This is a genomic window from Streptomyces sp. NPDC030799 (genome assembly GCF_055572255.1).
The window spans coordinates 737,820-752,210 of record NZ_JBVIDS010000003.1; the positions used below are offsets into that span (position 1 = coordinate 737,820).

The 14,391-nt window shown below is 73.3% G+C and carries 11 protein-coding genes; 8 read left to right on the forward strand and 3 right to left on the reverse strand.

Translation table 11 applies throughout. The annotated features are described in order from the left end of the window. Positions 1-73: 73 nt before the first annotated feature. The 6 genes from ACZ41I_RS10805 (at position 74) to ACZ41I_RS10830 (ending at position 7,737) form a co-directional block, all read left to right on the forward strand. The gene (locus tag ACZ41I_RS10805; RefSeq protein WP_363219690.1) at positions 74-706 is read left to right on the forward strand and encodes a nucleoside/nucleotide kinase family protein; all 633 of its coding nucleotides are present in this window, start codon (positions 74-76) and stop codon (positions 704-706) included. Between the two features lie 203 nt (positions 707-909). Next, positions 910-1,212: a hypothetical protein gene (locus ACZ41I_RS10810; protein WP_468513841.1), complete on the forward strand. Its 303-nt coding sequence runs from the start codon at positions 910-912 to the stop codon at positions 1,210-1,212. Positions 1,213-1,304: 92 nt separating this feature from the next. Further along, positions 1,305-3,350 (forward strand): phospholipid carrier-dependent glycosyltransferase, encoded by a 2,046-nt coding sequence (locus tag ACZ41I_RS10815; protein WP_468513842.1) that lies wholly within the window; start codon positions 1,305-1,307, stop codon positions 3,348-3,350. A 78-nt stretch (positions 3,351-3,428) separates the two neighbouring features. Then, entirely contained in the window at positions 3,429-4,346 is a 918-nt protein-coding gene (locus tag ACZ41I_RS10820) for a MurR/RpiR family transcriptional regulator (protein WP_363219692.1), read from the forward strand. Between the two features lie 404 nt (positions 4,347-4,750). Beyond that, entirely contained in the window at positions 4,751-5,131 is a 381-nt protein-coding gene (locus tag ACZ41I_RS10825; RefSeq protein ID WP_363220584.1) for a hypothetical protein, read from the forward strand. 179 nt (positions 5,132-5,310) lie between these two features. Beyond that, positions 5,311-7,737: a SpoIIE family protein phosphatase gene (locus ACZ41I_RS10830; protein ID WP_468513843.1), complete on the forward strand. Its 2,427-nt coding sequence runs from the start codon at positions 5,311-5,313 to the stop codon at positions 7,735-7,737. Between the two features lie 405 nt (positions 7,738-8,142). On the opposite strand, the gene ACZ41I_RS10835 is transcribed toward ACZ41I_RS10830, so the two are convergent. Beyond that, positions 8,143-8,643 carry a flavin reductase family protein gene (locus tag ACZ41I_RS10835; protein WP_468513844.1) on the reverse strand — a complete coding sequence of 167 codons (501 nt, stop codon included), beginning with the start codon at positions 8,641-8,643 and terminating at the stop codon, positions 8,143-8,145. A 554-nt stretch (positions 8,644-9,197) separates the two neighbouring features. Beyond that, positions 9,198-9,866 (reverse strand): peptidoglycan-binding domain-containing protein, encoded by a 669-nt coding sequence (locus ACZ41I_RS10840; protein WP_468513845.1) that lies wholly within the window; start codon positions 9,864-9,866, stop codon positions 9,198-9,200. A gap of 194 nt (positions 9,867-10,060) precedes the next feature. Here ACZ41I_RS10840 and ACZ41I_RS10845 point away from each other — a divergent pair, with 194 nt between their 5' ends. Beyond that, positions 10,061-12,478, forward strand: coding sequence for a polysaccharide lyase 8 family protein (locus ACZ41I_RS10845; RefSeq protein WP_468513846.1), 2,418 nt, complete (start codon positions 10,061-10,063; stop codon positions 12,476-12,478). Here the strand turns inward: ACZ41I_RS10845 and ACZ41I_RS10850 are convergent. After that, the gene (locus ACZ41I_RS10850) at positions 12,465-13,307 is read right to left on the reverse strand and encodes an ATP-grasp domain-containing protein (RefSeq protein ID WP_468513847.1); all 843 of its coding nucleotides are present in this window, start codon (positions 13,305-13,307) and stop codon (positions 12,465-12,467) included. The genes ACZ41I_RS10845 and ACZ41I_RS10850 overlap by 14 nt on opposite strands. A 266-nt stretch (positions 13,308-13,573) precedes the next feature. Here ACZ41I_RS10850 and ACZ41I_RS10855 point away from each other — a divergent pair, with 266 nt between their 5' ends. After that, a complete protein-coding gene (locus tag ACZ41I_RS10855; RefSeq protein ID WP_468513848.1) occupies positions 13,574-14,320 on the forward strand; it encodes a TetR family transcriptional regulator in 747 nt (248 codons plus the stop codon). The last annotated feature ends 71 nt before the right edge of the window (positions 14,321-14,391 follow it).

Below are 14,391 nucleotides of genomic sequence, written 5' to 3' on the forward strand. Positions count from 1 at the left end.
TCCCCGTGCGGCACCGTCCAGTGAGTGGCGCACGCCACACAGCGCGCGCGTTCCTGGTGACACACTCTGCTGTGTGCCGCTGACCTTCGACGATCTCCTCGCCCGTGCCCGCGCACTCCCCCGGGACGGCCGGCGCGCCCTGCTCGGCATCACGGGCAGCCCCGGTGCGGGCAAGAGCACCCTCGCCGAGCATCTGGTGCGCGCCCTGAACGCCGACGGGCCGCCTTGGGCGGCGCATGTCCCCATGGACGGCTTCCACCTCGCCGACGCCGAACTCGACCGGCTCGGCCGCCGGGCCCGCAAGGGGGCGCCGGACACCTTCGACGCGGCCGGGTACGCGGCACTGTTGCGGCGGTTGCGCGAGGACACCGACGAGGTGGTGTACGCGCCCGGGTTCGAGCGGGTGCTGGAGCAGCCGATCGCGGGCGCGATCCCGGTGCCGCCGACGGCCCGGCTGGTGGTGACCGAGGGCAACTACCTTCTGCTGACGGACGGTTCGTGGGCGCGGGTGCGGCCGTGCCTGGACGAGGTGTGGTTCTGCGAGGCGGACGAGGACGAGCGGATCCGCCGACTGGTCGCCCGGCACGAGGAGTTCGGCAAGGATCACGAGCGGGCCGTGGCCTGGGTCCAGGGCACGGACCAGCGCAACGCCGAACTGGTGGCGATGACGCGGGGGCGGGCGGACCTGGTGGTACCGGTCGCCTGAACGCCCCGAAGGGCGCGTTCGCGTGCTTTGGTCGCCCCGCGTCCACCCCCGGCCACGTGCAGATCACCGGGGGCTGCGCGACACGGCACCGGTCCCCTGACGCTGACCGGCCGCAACCGGTACACCGGCGGAACGGTGCCGGTCGCGGGCTCCGCGGACGCCCTGGCGCACGGGGACACGCGGGTCACGGGCGGCACGCGGCGGTGGCCGAGCGGCTGCGGGTGCGCGGCTCGTACGCGCAGGACGCGGACACGCTGGAGGTCACCCTGCGCGTCGGCCGCACGGCACCGCTGACGGTCCGGCACCTCGCCGTGCCGGGCGAATCGGCGGTGCCGTCCCTGCGGCTCGACGCCGAGGGGCCGCGGACGGGGGGGAGCACCCTGCCGGTGCCGGACGCGTCCCGGCTGCGCGGCCGGTTCACCCGGATCGAGGTGAACTCCGACCGGTTGCGGGCCGTACCCGTGTACACGGCGGAAGGTCTGCCGGTACGACTCGTGGAGCGGTGACGCCTCCGGCGGCGGGAGCGGTGCGACAGTAGGGCCATGATCCGGCCCGCTGCCGTTCCCGCCGGCCCTCGGCCGGTGCCACCGCGGGGCGGATGATGACGCGCGCACAGCATCTGGTTCTCACCCGGGAGGCCCCGGCCGAGGAGCCGTCACGGCCGGCCCCCGTCCGCCCCTACGCCCGGCTGCGCCGCCACCGGCGGTGGCTGGTGCCGCTGCTGGCCGCGCTGCTGCTCGCGCAGATGGCCGCGGCGATGGTCACCACGGCCGTCCAGCAGACCCCGACGATCGACGAGCCGGTGTACGTCGCTACGGCCACCGACTATCTGCGTGAGCACCGGATCCGCTACAACCCCGAGCACCCGCCGCTCGGCAAGCTGCTCATCGCGGCCGGCGTGGCGGTGGCGGACCCGCACTACGACCCGTCGTACACCGGCACTCAAGGGGACGTGGGCCGGCATCTGCTGTACGAGTCCGGCAACGACCCCTGGCGGGTGATGTTCTGGTCCCGGCTGCCGGTGATCGTGCTGACGCTGCTGTTCGGGCTGGTCGCGTTCGCGTTCGCCCGTGAGCTGACGGGCACGGCGGGCGGTCTGCTGACACTCGCGCTGTACGCCTTCTCGCCCGACCTGATCGCGCATGGCTCGCTGGCCACGCTGGACGTGCCGATGGCCGGGTTCGTCCTGACGTCGGCCTGGCTGGTGTGGCGGGCCCGGCGGCGGCCCCTGCCGTACCTGCCGCTCGCCGGCGCGGCCCTCGGCGCAGCCGTCGCCACCAAGATGAGCGCACTGCCGGCGGTACCGGTACTGATGGGCCTGGCCGCGCTGTCCGTCCTCACCGCGAGCCGGGGACCGCAGGCGTCACCGGGCAGACCGGACACGGACACCGACCTGGGACCACAGGTTCCGCCGACGGATGCGCCGGGCACCGGCACCGTTCAGGAGCGGCAGTACCCGCCAGGCGGTCCGCACACGAGCGCCGACCGGGGACCACAGGCCCCGCCGGGCGACGTGCACACGGGCACCGACCGAAGACCGCTGGTTCCGCCGGGCAGGCCGGACGTCGGCACGGGGCGGGGACGGCAGCTGCTCTCCGCACTCGCGGGCGCGCTCGTCGAGCACCGACGCAAGGCCCTGCCCACCCTCCCGACCACGGCCGACACTCACCACCACACACCCCTGCCCACCCTCCCGAGACCGGCCGGCGGGCGGGGCCGGAAAGCGCTGTCGGCGCTCGCAGGGGCGGGCATCGTGCTGGTGGTGGCGGTCGGTGTCGTCTGGGCCGCGTATCTGGCCGTCGATCCGCGGCTGCGGTTCACGCCCGCCGAGCCCGTGCCGGTCCTGCACGGCCTGCGTGGGCGCCTGGTGGACCTGCTGCCGGTGCCGGGCGCGTACCGGGCCGGGATGCGGGTGCAGTTCGGGCTGGAGTACCAGCCGTGGCAGGGCTATCTGTTCGGGCACCTGTACACCGGCGCGCTCTGGTACTACCTGCCGGCCGCCCTGCTGGTGAAGACGCCGCTCGGGCTGCTGGCGCTGGGCGCGGCCGGTGCCGTGACGGTCGTGGCACTGCGGCGGCTGCGGCCCGCCGCGCCGTATCTGCTGCTGCCGCCCGGGGTGCTGCTCGCGGCGGCCATGACGGGGTCGCGGGACTTCGGGACGAGGTACGCGCTGTTCGTGCCGGTGTTCCTCGCGGTGGCGGGGGCCTGTGTGCCGCGGACCGGACGGCGGTGGACGGCAGCCGCGACGGCCGTGCTGGTGCTGTGCACGGCCGCGAGTTCGGCGCGGACGTTCCCGTACTACCTGCCGTACTCCAACGAGGCGTTCGGCGGCCCGGCGAACACCCATCGGCTGCTGCACGACTCCAACGTCGACTGGGGACAGGACCTGGGCCGGCTCGCCGACCGGCTCCGGCAGCGGTATCCGGGCGAGCGGGTGTGGCTGGTGTACAAGGGCAGTGGCGTGCCGTCGTACTACGGCATCCACGCCGCCGATCCGCGCACCGTACCGCCGGATCGGGTGCACGGGCTGCTGGTGGTGTCGGACTCCGCGCTCGCCAAGGCGCGCGGACGGCTCGCCGAGCTGGTCGAAAGCAGCAGGCCGGCCGGTGCGGTGGGGCATTCGATCAGCCTCTTCCGGCGCTGAAACCTCCTGCTCAAGCCCCTGTTCACCACGGTCGGTGAGCTATGTTGAGTGCTTGTGGCAGACAAAGGAGGCGGACCGGTGCCCTCGCCGCAGCAGGCCCGCGCGCAGGCGTCAGCGATCACCTCGGGCAAGGCCGTGCCCGAGGCCGAGGCCGCACCGACCTCCCGGCTCAGGGAACTCTTCGACGGCCCGCGTCTGTCGCCGGGCCAGCGGCGCATCGCCCAGTACCTGATCGAGCACATCACCGAGGCCGCGTTCCTGTCCATCACCGAGCTGGCCGACCGGGTCGGGGTCAGCCAGCCCTCCGTCACCCGCTTCGCCGCCGCCGTCGGCTTCAGCGGTTACCCCGCGCTGCGCGAGAAGCTCCAGGCGATCGCGCTGAGCACCCTGGCCGGCGGTCCGGGCGAGGAGGACCGGGCCAACGAACTGCAGGCGGCCGTCGACGCCGAGATCGAGAACCTGGAGAATCTGCGGCGCGACTTCGCCGACCCCAACCGGGTCATCCAGGTCGGCCGCGAACTGTCCCGCTCCACCCCGCTGACGGTGCTGGGTCTGCGCATCTCCGAGTCGCTGGCCGAGTACTTCGGTTACGCCGCCCGCCGGATCCACCCCGATGTGCGGCTGGTCACCCGGGGCGGCAGCGTGGCCTACGACGCGCTGCTCCAGTGCCGCGAGGCCGGCGGCACGTGGGTGCTGGCCTTCGCCATGCCCCGGCACTCCCAGGAGACGCTCCAGGCGGTCCGCGTGGCGCGCGGCGCCGGTCTGAAGGTCGCTCTGGTGACCGACCTGGCGCTCGGGCCGCTGGCCGACGAGGCCGATGTCACCTTCGCCACCGGCACCGGCTCACGGCTGGTGTTCGACTCCTACGCCGCGCCCGGCTTGATGGCGGCCGCGCTGCTGCAGGCCATGACCGACGCCGACCCGGAACGCACCCAGGCCCGTCTGGAGAAGTACGAGCAGCTCTCCGACCAGCACCAGTTCTTCATGAAGGACTGAACCCAGCAGTTCGTGCGCCTGTGCGCCGGGTGTCGTGAAGATCTTGCGGTCCACCTGCCCTGGACGGGGATCTTCCACGACAAATCACGCATGAATGTTTTCATACGTCTTGCAAAGCGAACGGTATATATAAATACTTCACCCGCGGACTCACCGCTTGCACACCGCCCCGAGAAAGCCGACGGACCGCCCATGCGTACGCACGTCCCCACGCAGCGCAGGTTCCCGACACCCGGGGTCCCCGCACGGACACCCCCAGCCGCCGTCCCCTACCCACGTCGGCGCGGGGGGTGTACCGGGGCGTGTCGTCTGCGCGACGCGCCCGTGGCGGCCCCGGCCATCCCCTAGGCCGGGGCCGCCCCGCACCCGTCGGACCACCCTCACGACGCCGCCCACCGGAAGCGATGATCATGCCTCTGACCAGCACCCGTATCAGCCACGACTGGCCCTGTCAGGTCAAGACGCCGGGCTCGTACGACTGGGAGCGCTCGGCGGCCAAGTGGCTGCGCGAGCTGATCCCCGCGCGCTACGCCAGCTATCCGGCCCTCATCCGCCACCCCGTCCTGCTCGCCCGGCACGCCCAGCTGCAGGTCCAGCAGGAGATCCGGGTGGCCAGGACCGCGCTGCAGACCGCACGGGCCGAGCTGCCCATGCTCGGACTGCCCGAGTCGGTCATCGAGCACACGATCAAGCTGTACGCCGCAGAAGTCCTGCAGCTGCAGCACATCGCCCGCAGCGTCCGCGCGGTCAGCGAGGCCCTGGCCGCCAGGGGCACGGGCCGCTGATCCGCGGCCCGTCCCGCCCCCGCCGGACAACGGCGTCCCACGGTTCGCATCCTTTCGTGCGAGCGGCCTCCGGGTGCCGCCCGGCGTCCGCGGCAGCCCCCGTACGACCCGATGCTGCGCAGCCCGTGTCAAGCCCATCGGAATCCCGACCCGGCAGACGAGTGATCGAAGGCGCCCGAATGTGCCATGCTCGTCGCGTGACGAGCGAGCCCGTGCACCCCACCGGCGCCGATCCGGCAGCGCTGGCCAAGATCGTGGCGCGGCAGCGCGCGGAGCTGGAACGGCTTCGGGACCTGGCCGCCACCTCGGCGGTCCTGGAGCGGGCCAAGGGCGTGCTGATGGCCGTCACCGGGTGTACTGCGCAAGCCGCGCACGAGGACCTGCTGCAGCGGGCCGCGGACGGCAACCGCACGCTCCTCGAACAGTGCTGGCTCACCCTGGGCGCACTGCCGCCTCCGAAGGAGCAGCCGCTCGCCCCACCGCCCGGCCCGCGGCCGGCCGTCGGCACCTGGCAGGTCGCGCCCACCGGCACGGTGGAGCTGGCGAAGATACTCGGACACATCGGCCGGGACCTGGTCCGCGTCGGCACACCGCACGAGCTGGCCCAGTGCCTGCTGGACCACGTCGCGCCCGAGACGGACGCCGACGCCGTGATGCTGTACGAGCGGCTTCCCGAGGGCGGCCTCGAACTGATCGGCCATGCGGGCATCGACGCGACCCTCGCCACGCAGTGGCGATACGTGCCCCCGGTGACCGGTGTGGTCCCGCTCGACGCCCTGCGGTCCGGCGAGCCGCAGTGGCTGGAGGACCTCGTCGCGGCGGGCGACCGGCTCCTGCTGCTCGGGGAGTCACCGGAGCGCTGGCCCAGCCGGGCCTGGCTGCCCGTGCCGGTCGGGGACAGCGCAGGTGTCGCCCTCGGTGTGCTGCGCCGGCGAGGCGGGCCGTTCGTGCCGCGGGAACGCGAGCTGCTGCGGGCCGTGGCCCGGCTGTGCGCGGGCCGGCTGCGCGCCTTCGACTCCTCCCAGGAGCGCGTGGGTGACGGTGTCACCCAGACCGTACAGGCGGTGTTCGACGCGCTGCCGGGCGCGGCGATCCTGCTGACGCCGCTGCGCGCCGCAACCGGAGAGGTGGAGGACTACCGGATCGAGGCCGCCACCCCGGAGGCGGTCGACGTGTTCGGCCGGACCGGCCGGCAGATGCTCGGCAGACACGTCCTGGAGAGCTACCCGTCCGTCGCGGGAGAGCCGCTGTGGCACGGCTATCTGGAGGCCCTGCAGACGGGAGTGCCGTTCGAGAGCGAGCCGTTCGTGTACCAGGACGTGGTCGGCGAGGTGCCCGTGACCGCCACCTACTCGGTGCGGGCCGCGCCGCTGGGTGAGGGCCTGCTGGTCACCTGGCTGCGGCACGACCCCCCGGAGCGGCAGGAGCAGCGCCTGTTCGACGTGCAGCGGCTCGGCAACCTCGGCTGGGCCAACTGGAACCTGATCACCGAGGAGATCTCCTGGTCCGACCAGACGTACGCCGTCCTCGGCCGGGACCCCGAGCAGCCGCCGCTCGGTCTCGAACAATTGCCGGACCTGGCCCTGCCGGAGGACACGGGCCCGCTCACCCACGCGATCGCCGAACTGGTCCGCCACGCCCGGCCGTTCGATGTGCCGTTCCGCATCGACACACCCGGGGGTGTCCGGCACCTGCGGCTGGTCACGGAGGCCGTCACTGCGCCGGACGGCACCACGGTCGAGGTGCACGGCTTCGTCCAGGACCTCACCCCGCAGCGCAGCGCGGAACTGGCGCTGGTGGAGAGCGAGCGGGCGATGCTGCTGCAGCGCGGGATTCTGCAGGCCGAACGGGCCCTGGCCGCCCGGCTGCAGCACGCCCTGCTGCCCCTGCCGAGCAAGCCGGTGCGGCTGGCGGGGCTGCGCGTCGAGGTGGCGTACCTGCCCGCGCAGTCCGGTATCCACGTCGGCGGCGACTGGTTCAGCGCCATCGAACTGCCCGATGACGACGCGTTGTTCGTGATCGGTGACGTAGCAGGTCACGGCATCGGCGCCGTGGCCACGATGGCCCAGCTCAGATTCACCGCGAAGGGCATGGTCACCACCGGCTCCTCGCTGACGGGCGCGCTGACACGGCTCAACTACCTGCTGCTGCACTCCCGCGACACCCAGACCACCGCCACCCTGGTGCTCGCTCGGTACAACCCCCGCCGGCACGTCCTCGCCTGGGCGCAGGCCGGTCATCTGCCGCCGCTGCTCGTGCGCCACGGCGAGGTGCACTACCTCGACCGGCCCGGCGGCATGCTGCTCGGCGCGACCGCGGCCCCCGCGTACGAGTCGGCGGAACTCCACCTGGAGCCCGGGGACCGGCTGCTGCTGTACACCGACGGCCTGGTCGAACGCCCCGGCGAGGGCCTCGACAACGGCCTGGAACGGCTGGCCGAGGCGGTGCGCGCCCAAGGCTGTGGCGAGTCGGGCTCCCTGGAGACCCTGCTCGCCACCATGCTCGCGGACGAGCGGCGGGACGACGTGTGCGTGCTGGACATCAGAATGCCGTTGGAGGGCGTGACGGACGGCGCGGAGGCGGCGGACACGGAGACGGACGCGTAGGACGCGGTGGCGGTCCGGGGTGCCGGGGCCGTGTGAGTGTTTCCGGGTGGGCGGAGCCCTTGTGAGGGTTTCCGGGTGGGCGGAGCCGGTGTCAGGGCTCTGGGGTGCGGGGCGGCGTCGGCGCGCGGGGCGGCGGAACAGTGTCGGGTCCGGGTGGCGAGCCGGTGCCCGTCGTCCGTCAGTCGTCGTCACGGTGGCGCCAGTACCAGCACAGGCCGACGACCAGCGCCAGCAGAAAGACGGCGGGCACGAGCAGGCCCGGGATGCGGGAGCCGGTCATCGGGCTGGCCTTCGGTCGTGGTACGGCGGAGCGCGCGACCGTCGGCCGCGGGCTGACCAGGATGAGGCCGGGCCGCCGCTCCCGCCGGCATCTTTCCCGAAGCGTTGCACGACGTTCGAATCCGGTCAGTCCACGGGGTGACCGGCGTCGATGCCGGCCGCGTCGGACAGCCGCAGCAGCGGGCCGTCCCTCCCCTCGCCCCACTCCACCGGGTCCAGGACGAAGCCGACGTGGTCGCCGCCGTCGGTGCGGTGCAGGATGGTGCCCGTGAACCAGGCCGCCGCCTGGCGCAGGACCACCGCGCCGCCGTACCCCTCGGCCCAGTCCACGCGCGCGAACTTGTCGATCTCGTCGCCGGTCTCGCCGCCGAAGAGTTCCGCCAGGTCCCGCTGGTCGCGGGTGATCAGGTGGACGGCGAGGTGCTGCGCGGCCCGGGCGACCCGGTAGGTGTGGTTGGCCTTGGACAGCCAGACGGCGAACCGGGGCGGCCGGATGGAGCACTGCGAGGCGAAGCCGACCAGACACCCGGCCCGCTCACCGTCGGCCACGGCCGTGACCACGCACATGTCGGGGTTCAGCCTGCCGAAGAATCCGTCCATGCCGGCCGTGTCGACCCGTCCGGCCATGCGCGCCCGGCTGCCCCCCGACCCGCCGCTCGCCCCTCCATCCGGATCCGTTCCGCCACCCGCCTCGGTCCGGCCGCCCGGGTCCGCACCGCCACCCGCATCCGTCCGGCCACCCGCATCCGTTCCGCCGCCCGAGTCCGCCCCTCCACCCGGGTCCGCCGGGCCACCCGCATCCACGCCGCCACCCAGGTTCGCCACGCCACCCGCATCCGCCCGGCCACCCGCATCCGTTCCGCCGCCCGAGTCCGCCCCTCCACCCGGGTCCGCCGGGCCACCCGCATCCACGCCGCCGCCCGGGTCCGCCCCACCACCCGCATCCGTTCCACCGCCCGCGTCGGTCCAGCCGCCCAGGTCCGCCCCTCCACCCGGGTCCGCCACGCCACCCGCATCCGTTCGGCCGCCCGGGTTTGCCCCGCCGCCCAGGTCCGCCCCCTCGCCTCTCGTGCCGTCCACGTCCGCCATGGCCTGCGCTCCCGTCCGCCGCTCCGGTCCGGCCTCGGCTCACGTGGCGAGGGCCGGGTGCGGCCCGCGCTGCCCGGTGTTCCGCGTGCCGCTCACGCATCGTCGCCGGGGCCGGTCCGCGACTCAAGCGCGCGGCGCGTGTCGTCGCCGTAGACGGCGGTCTCGTCGCCGCTGATGCCGTACCAGAGCTGGAACCGGGCCACGGCTGCGGTGAGGGTCGCGTCGTAGGTGCCGCCGACCGAGCCGTCGCGATAGACGTCCGGGACGCGCAGCAGGCGTCGCTGCAGGTCGGTGACCTCGGGGCCGGTGTCGCCCTGGCGGAGGGTGCCGGGGCCGTCGGGATCGGTGGTGGCGGTGGCTGCGGGGGGCGGGGTGGGGGTGGGTGTCGGTGCGGGCGTGGTGGCGGGCGGTGATGCCGTGGCCGCCGGCTGGGGCGGATGCGCGCTCGCGGCGGCCTCGTGCCGCACGGGGAGCAGCAGGGCACAGCCGAAGCCGAGGAGTGCGGCGGCTGCCAGGGCCCCGGCGACGACCGGCAGACGCAGACCGCGGCTCGGGCCTGCGGCACCGGGAGGGACGGGCGCCGGCACCACGGGCGGCAGCTCCTGTGTCTTGGCCTCGTCGGTGGGCGCCGCTCGCGCCGGGCCGGTCTCCATCTCGCGCATGAGCTCCGCGAGGGCGTCGAAACTGCGGAGCCGCACCACCCGGACGGGTTCCAGGATGCGTCCGGGATGCGGCCGTTCAGGTTCGAGCGGTGTCGGCACCTGGCTCTCCTTCCGTCCCGTACGGACGGGACTCACGAGCTCCCCGTGCTCAGATACGGTCCGGACGACACCCCCGTTCAAGCGCGCGGCCCACTCCGCCGAACGGCCTCGGGTCACCCCATCGAGCGATCGGAACACTCAACTCCGCACGAACGGTCGAGCCCTTGAGAAAGCGCATGCTAGAAAGCGCCGACATGACGATTCCTTGGTCACGCCGCGGCTTTCTGACCGTCTGTTCGGGAACCACGCTCGCCCTGGGCCTCGGCACCCGCGCGCCTGCGGCGTCGGACGAGTTCGCGACACTCCGCGCGAGGTGGCGCGCCCTGATCCTCGGCGAGGGGTTCAGCGCCACGGCCGAACCATTCAAGAGCAGGCTCGCCGGCCTGGGGAGGACGGCGAGCCGGCACCGGGCCACGATGGTTCCCACCGCCGGCTCCCTGTGGCCCGACCTGGTCTATGCCGACCCGGGTCCGGACACCGACCAGGAGTCGGTCGGCCGCTCGGGCAACATGCACACCAGTTACGCCCGGCTGAGCACGCTCGCCCAGGCCTACGGCCAGCCCGGGACCGGGCTGACCGGCGACACGGACCTGCGGGACGCGATCCTCACGGGCCTGGACCATCTGCACGACGACGTCTACAACGCGAACCGGACATGGTACGGCAACTGGTACAGCTGGCAGATCGGCGCCCCGCAGGCGCTGCTGGACGTGTGCGTGCTGATGTACAACGCCCTGTCGGCCGCGCAGCTCGCCGGCTGTCTCGCCGCGGTGGACCACTTCGTGCCCGACTCGGCGGTTGGCAGCTACAGCGGCACCAGCACGGGCGCGAACCGGGTCGATCTGTGCCGGGTGCTGGCCCTGCGCGGGATCGTGGGGGCGAGCGCGGCGAAGGTGGCGCTGGCCCGCGATGCCCTCTCCCCCGTCTTCCCGTACGTCACCTCCGGCGACGGGCTGTACGCCGACGGCTCGTTCATCCAGCACACGACGGTGCCGTACACCGGCTCGTACGGCTCGGTCATGCTCGGCGGGCTCGGGCTGCTGTTCGCGCTGCTGGCGGGCTCCAGCTGGGCGGTGACGGACCCGAACCGGCAGATCGTGTTCGACGCGGTGGAGCACGCCTGGGCGCCGTTCCTCTACAACGGCCTGGTCATGGACGCTGTCGCGGGCCGGGCGATCAGCCGTGGGCTCGCGGCGGCGGACCCGCAGCGGATCCAGCAGGACGATCACGTGCGCGGCCACCCTGTCCTCGGGGCGATCGTGCTGCTCGGGCAGGGCGCGAGCGCGGCCGAGAACGCCCGCTGGCGGGCTCTGGTGAAGGGCTGGATGCAGCGCGACCACTACAGCCCGCCGCTCGCCGACCCGGTGCTGAGCCTGCCGCATCTGGCACGGCTCAAGGGAGTGCAGGACGACGGGACGGTGACGGCGGTGGCCGAGCCGACCGGGCACCGGCTGTTTCCGTCCATGGCGCGGGCGACACACCGCAGGCCCGGCTGGGCGGCCGCGCTGAGCATGGCCGACAGGCGGATCACCTACTACGAGACCGGCAACGGCGAGAACCTGCGCGGCTGGCACACCGGTGCCGGGATGCTCTACTGGTGGGGCGGCACCTTCGGCAACGGCCAGTACAGCGACGCCTTCTGGCCCACGGTCGACCCGTACCGGCTGCCCGGGACGACCGTCTCGCGCAAGGTGCTGGCCGACGCGGCGGGCGGTGACTGGGGTGCCGCGAAGCCGGACGTGAACTGGGTGGGAGGGGCCACGGACGGGCAGTGGGCCGCCGTCGGGCAGCACCTCAAGGGCCTGCAGTCGACGCTCGTGGCGAAGAAGTCGTGGTTCTTCCTGGACGACGCGGTCGTGTGTCTGGGCGCGGGCATCACATGCGCGGACGGCACGGCCGTGGAGACGACGGTCGAGAACCGCAACCTCGGCCCGGCCGGCGGCGCGCCGTTCACGGTGGACGGCACGGTCCAGCCCGCCTCCTCCCCCTGGTCGGCCACACTGACCGGGGCGAAGTGGGCGCACATCGGAGGGCACGGCGGCTATGTCTTCCCGGGCGGGGCGACGGTGCGCGCGCTGCGCGACGCCCGCGACGGCAGCTGGGCCGCGCTCAACAAGGGCGGCTCCAGCACTGTCCTGAACCGCACGTACCTGACGATGTACGTCGATCACGGCACCGACCCGGCGAACGCGTCGTACGCCTACCTCCTGCTGCCGGGTGCCACTGCGGCCCGTACCCGGGCCCGCGCCGCGGACGCGAACTGGCTGAGCGTGCCGGCCAACACGAACAGCCGGCAAGGGGTGACCGTCCCCTCGCTCGGCTTCACCGGGGTGAACTTCTGGGCCGGCGGATCGGTCGGAACGCTCACCGCGAGCGATCCGTGCTGTGTGATGATCAGCGAGAGGCAGGACGGCACCGCCGTGATCGCCGTGAGCGATCCGATGCGCATGCGCACGAGCCTCACTCTGACCTGGCGGCGGGCGGTCGCCGCGGTGACGTCCGCGCCGGCCACGCTCGCCTCGGCGGCCACCGGCGCCACGCTGACACTGGCCTTCGGGGACCTGTCGGGCACGGCCGGGGCCACCCAGCGGGTCGCGGTCAGGCTGGGCTGAGCGCTCCCTGTACGAACCGGTCCAGGGACGCGGTGAACACGGTGACGAAGGCGTCCCTGGCTTCCTCCGGCAGGGCGTCGAGGGACAAGTAGGGGTTCAGGTCCTCCAGTTCGACCAGCAGGAGGCCGCCGTCGCGGGTGCGGCAGGCGTCGACGCGCTGGATGCCCGTGCCGAGGTCGTTCCAGTCGATGAAACGACGGGCGAACTCCAGGTCGGCGGCGGTGGCCGCATACGGTTCGAGCTCCCAGCGGCGCTCCGGGTCCGGGGCGTACAGGGCGTACCAGAAGTCGTCGTCGACGAAGTAGAAGGACACTTCGTGGACGAAGTCGACGCAGGGCTGGATCAGTATCTGGCCGGTGGCGAGCGCGGCGACCTGATCGGCGGGGACGGTCCGCAGGCCGAGGGAGTCCGCGCCGAGCATCGGCTTGACCACGTACCGCTCGGCGGCCGGCAGCAGATGCAGGTGCTCGGCGCGGCCGACCGTCGGGATGACGGGGAAACCGGCGGCGCTCAGGTCGAGCAGGTACTGCTTGCCGGCCATGTCGGCCTTGCCGGTGAGCGGGTTGTACACGCGCGTGCCGGTGCTGAGTGCTCGGGCGCGGAAGGCGTCGTACGCGCTCCGGTGGGCGAGGACGGGCCCGCTGTTGCGGACGATCACGGCGTCGAAGCCGTCCATCAGCGCCGCGGCGTCCTGCGGATGGCACAGGGCGAGGTCGAACCGGGCGCGGAGCCGTGAGGTGAGGAAGATGTCCTCGTCGCAGTAGCGGCGCCCGCGGGCCTCGTACGCCAGGTCGGTGACGTAGAGCAGGCGGGGGCGGGCGGCGGGCATGGGGCATCTCCTCGGGCGGTGCGCCGGTGTCGGGCCGGCCGGTCGCCCGGCGCCCGGAGGCGGATGCCTGCCGGCACGGGCCGGTCGCGGCACGGTGGAGAAAGGTTACGTCGCGGTGCGGTCCGCGGTGCCGCGCGGGGTCCGCTGCGCTGTCACCCGGCCCGTCACCCACCCGATGGGCGCTCTCATAGCACTCAGTTCCCCCGCAAGGCCACTCGACCTGCACTGAGTGTCATGATGCCCTTCCGGGTGCTACGTTCCCCTTCATGAGCTCCAGCAGCGCGGCGCCGGCCGCGAAGCCGCCGATGCGGGAGGCCCTCGTCGCGGCGGCCTTCCAGCTCTTCCTGGAACGCGGGTACGAGCAGACCACCGTGGACGACATCGTGGCTCTCGCCGGGGTCGGCCGACGCTCGTTCTTCCGCTACTTCCCCTCCAAGGAGGACGTGGTCTTCCCCGACCACGAGCGCTGCCTGGCCGACATGACCGCCTTCCTCGCCGCGGGCGGCGAGGAGCACGAACCGGTGCGGCGGGTGTGCGACGCGGCCCGCCTGGTACTGGGGATGTACGCGGAGAACCCCACGTTCTCCGTGCAGCGCTACCGCCTCACCAAGCAGGTGCCGGGCCTGCGCGCCTACGAGCTGTCGGTCGTGTGGCGCTACGAGCGCGCACTCGCCGAGTACCTGCGCGGGCGGTTCGCCGGACGGCCCGACGGGATGCTGCGGGCCGACGTGGTCGCGGCTGCGGTCGTCGCCGCGCACAACAACGCCCTGCGCTCCTGGCTGCGTGCGGACGGCCTCGGCGACCCGGGCGCGGCGGTGGACCATGCGCTGGGACATGTGCAGAAGGTCTTCGGGCACGCCCCCGAGCCCGCCGCACGGCCCGCCCCGACCGGCCCGGTGCCGGGCGGCGAGCCGGAGGGCCGTCCCGACGACGTGGTGGTGCTGGTCTCCCGCCGCGACGCCCCGCTGTGGCGGGTGGTGCAGGAGCTGGAGGCGGCTCTGGGCCGCGGCTGAGGGCACACGTCCATGAAATAGGGGTACGGAGTGCCTTTACGAGTGACACTGAGTGCCATACTCTGTCGGCG

What these genes read in the sequence shown, in the direction of transcription:
- ACZ41I_RS10815 (WP_468513842.1), top strand. Translation starts at nt 1,305, where the DNA reads ATGATGACGCGCGCACAGCATCTGGTTCTCACCCGGGAGGCCCCGGCC.
- ACZ41I_RS10825 (WP_363220584.1), top strand. Translation starts at nt 4,751, where the DNA reads ATGATCATGCCTCTGACCAGCACCCGTATCAGCCACGACTGGCCCTGT.
- ACZ41I_RS10830 (WP_468513843.1), top strand. Translation starts at nt 5,311, where the DNA reads ATGTGCCATGCTCGTCGCGTGACGAGCGAGCCCGTGCACCCCACCGGC.
- ACZ41I_RS10835 (WP_468513844.1), bottom strand. Translation starts at nt 8,643, where the DNA reads ATGGCCGGACGGGTCGACACGGCCGGCATGGACGGATTCTTCGGCAGG.
- ACZ41I_RS10845 (WP_468513846.1), top strand. Translation starts at nt 10,061, where the DNA reads ATGACGATTCCTTGGTCACGCCGCGGCTTTCTGACCGTCTGTTCGGGA.
- ACZ41I_RS10850 (WP_468513847.1), bottom strand. Translation starts at nt 13,307, where the DNA reads ATGCCCGCCGCCCGCCCCCGCCTGCTCTACGTCACCGACCTGGCGTAC.
- ACZ41I_RS10855 (WP_468513848.1), top strand. Translation starts at nt 13,574, where the DNA reads ATGAGCTCCAGCAGCGCGGCGCCGGCCGCGAAGCCGCCGATGCGGGAG.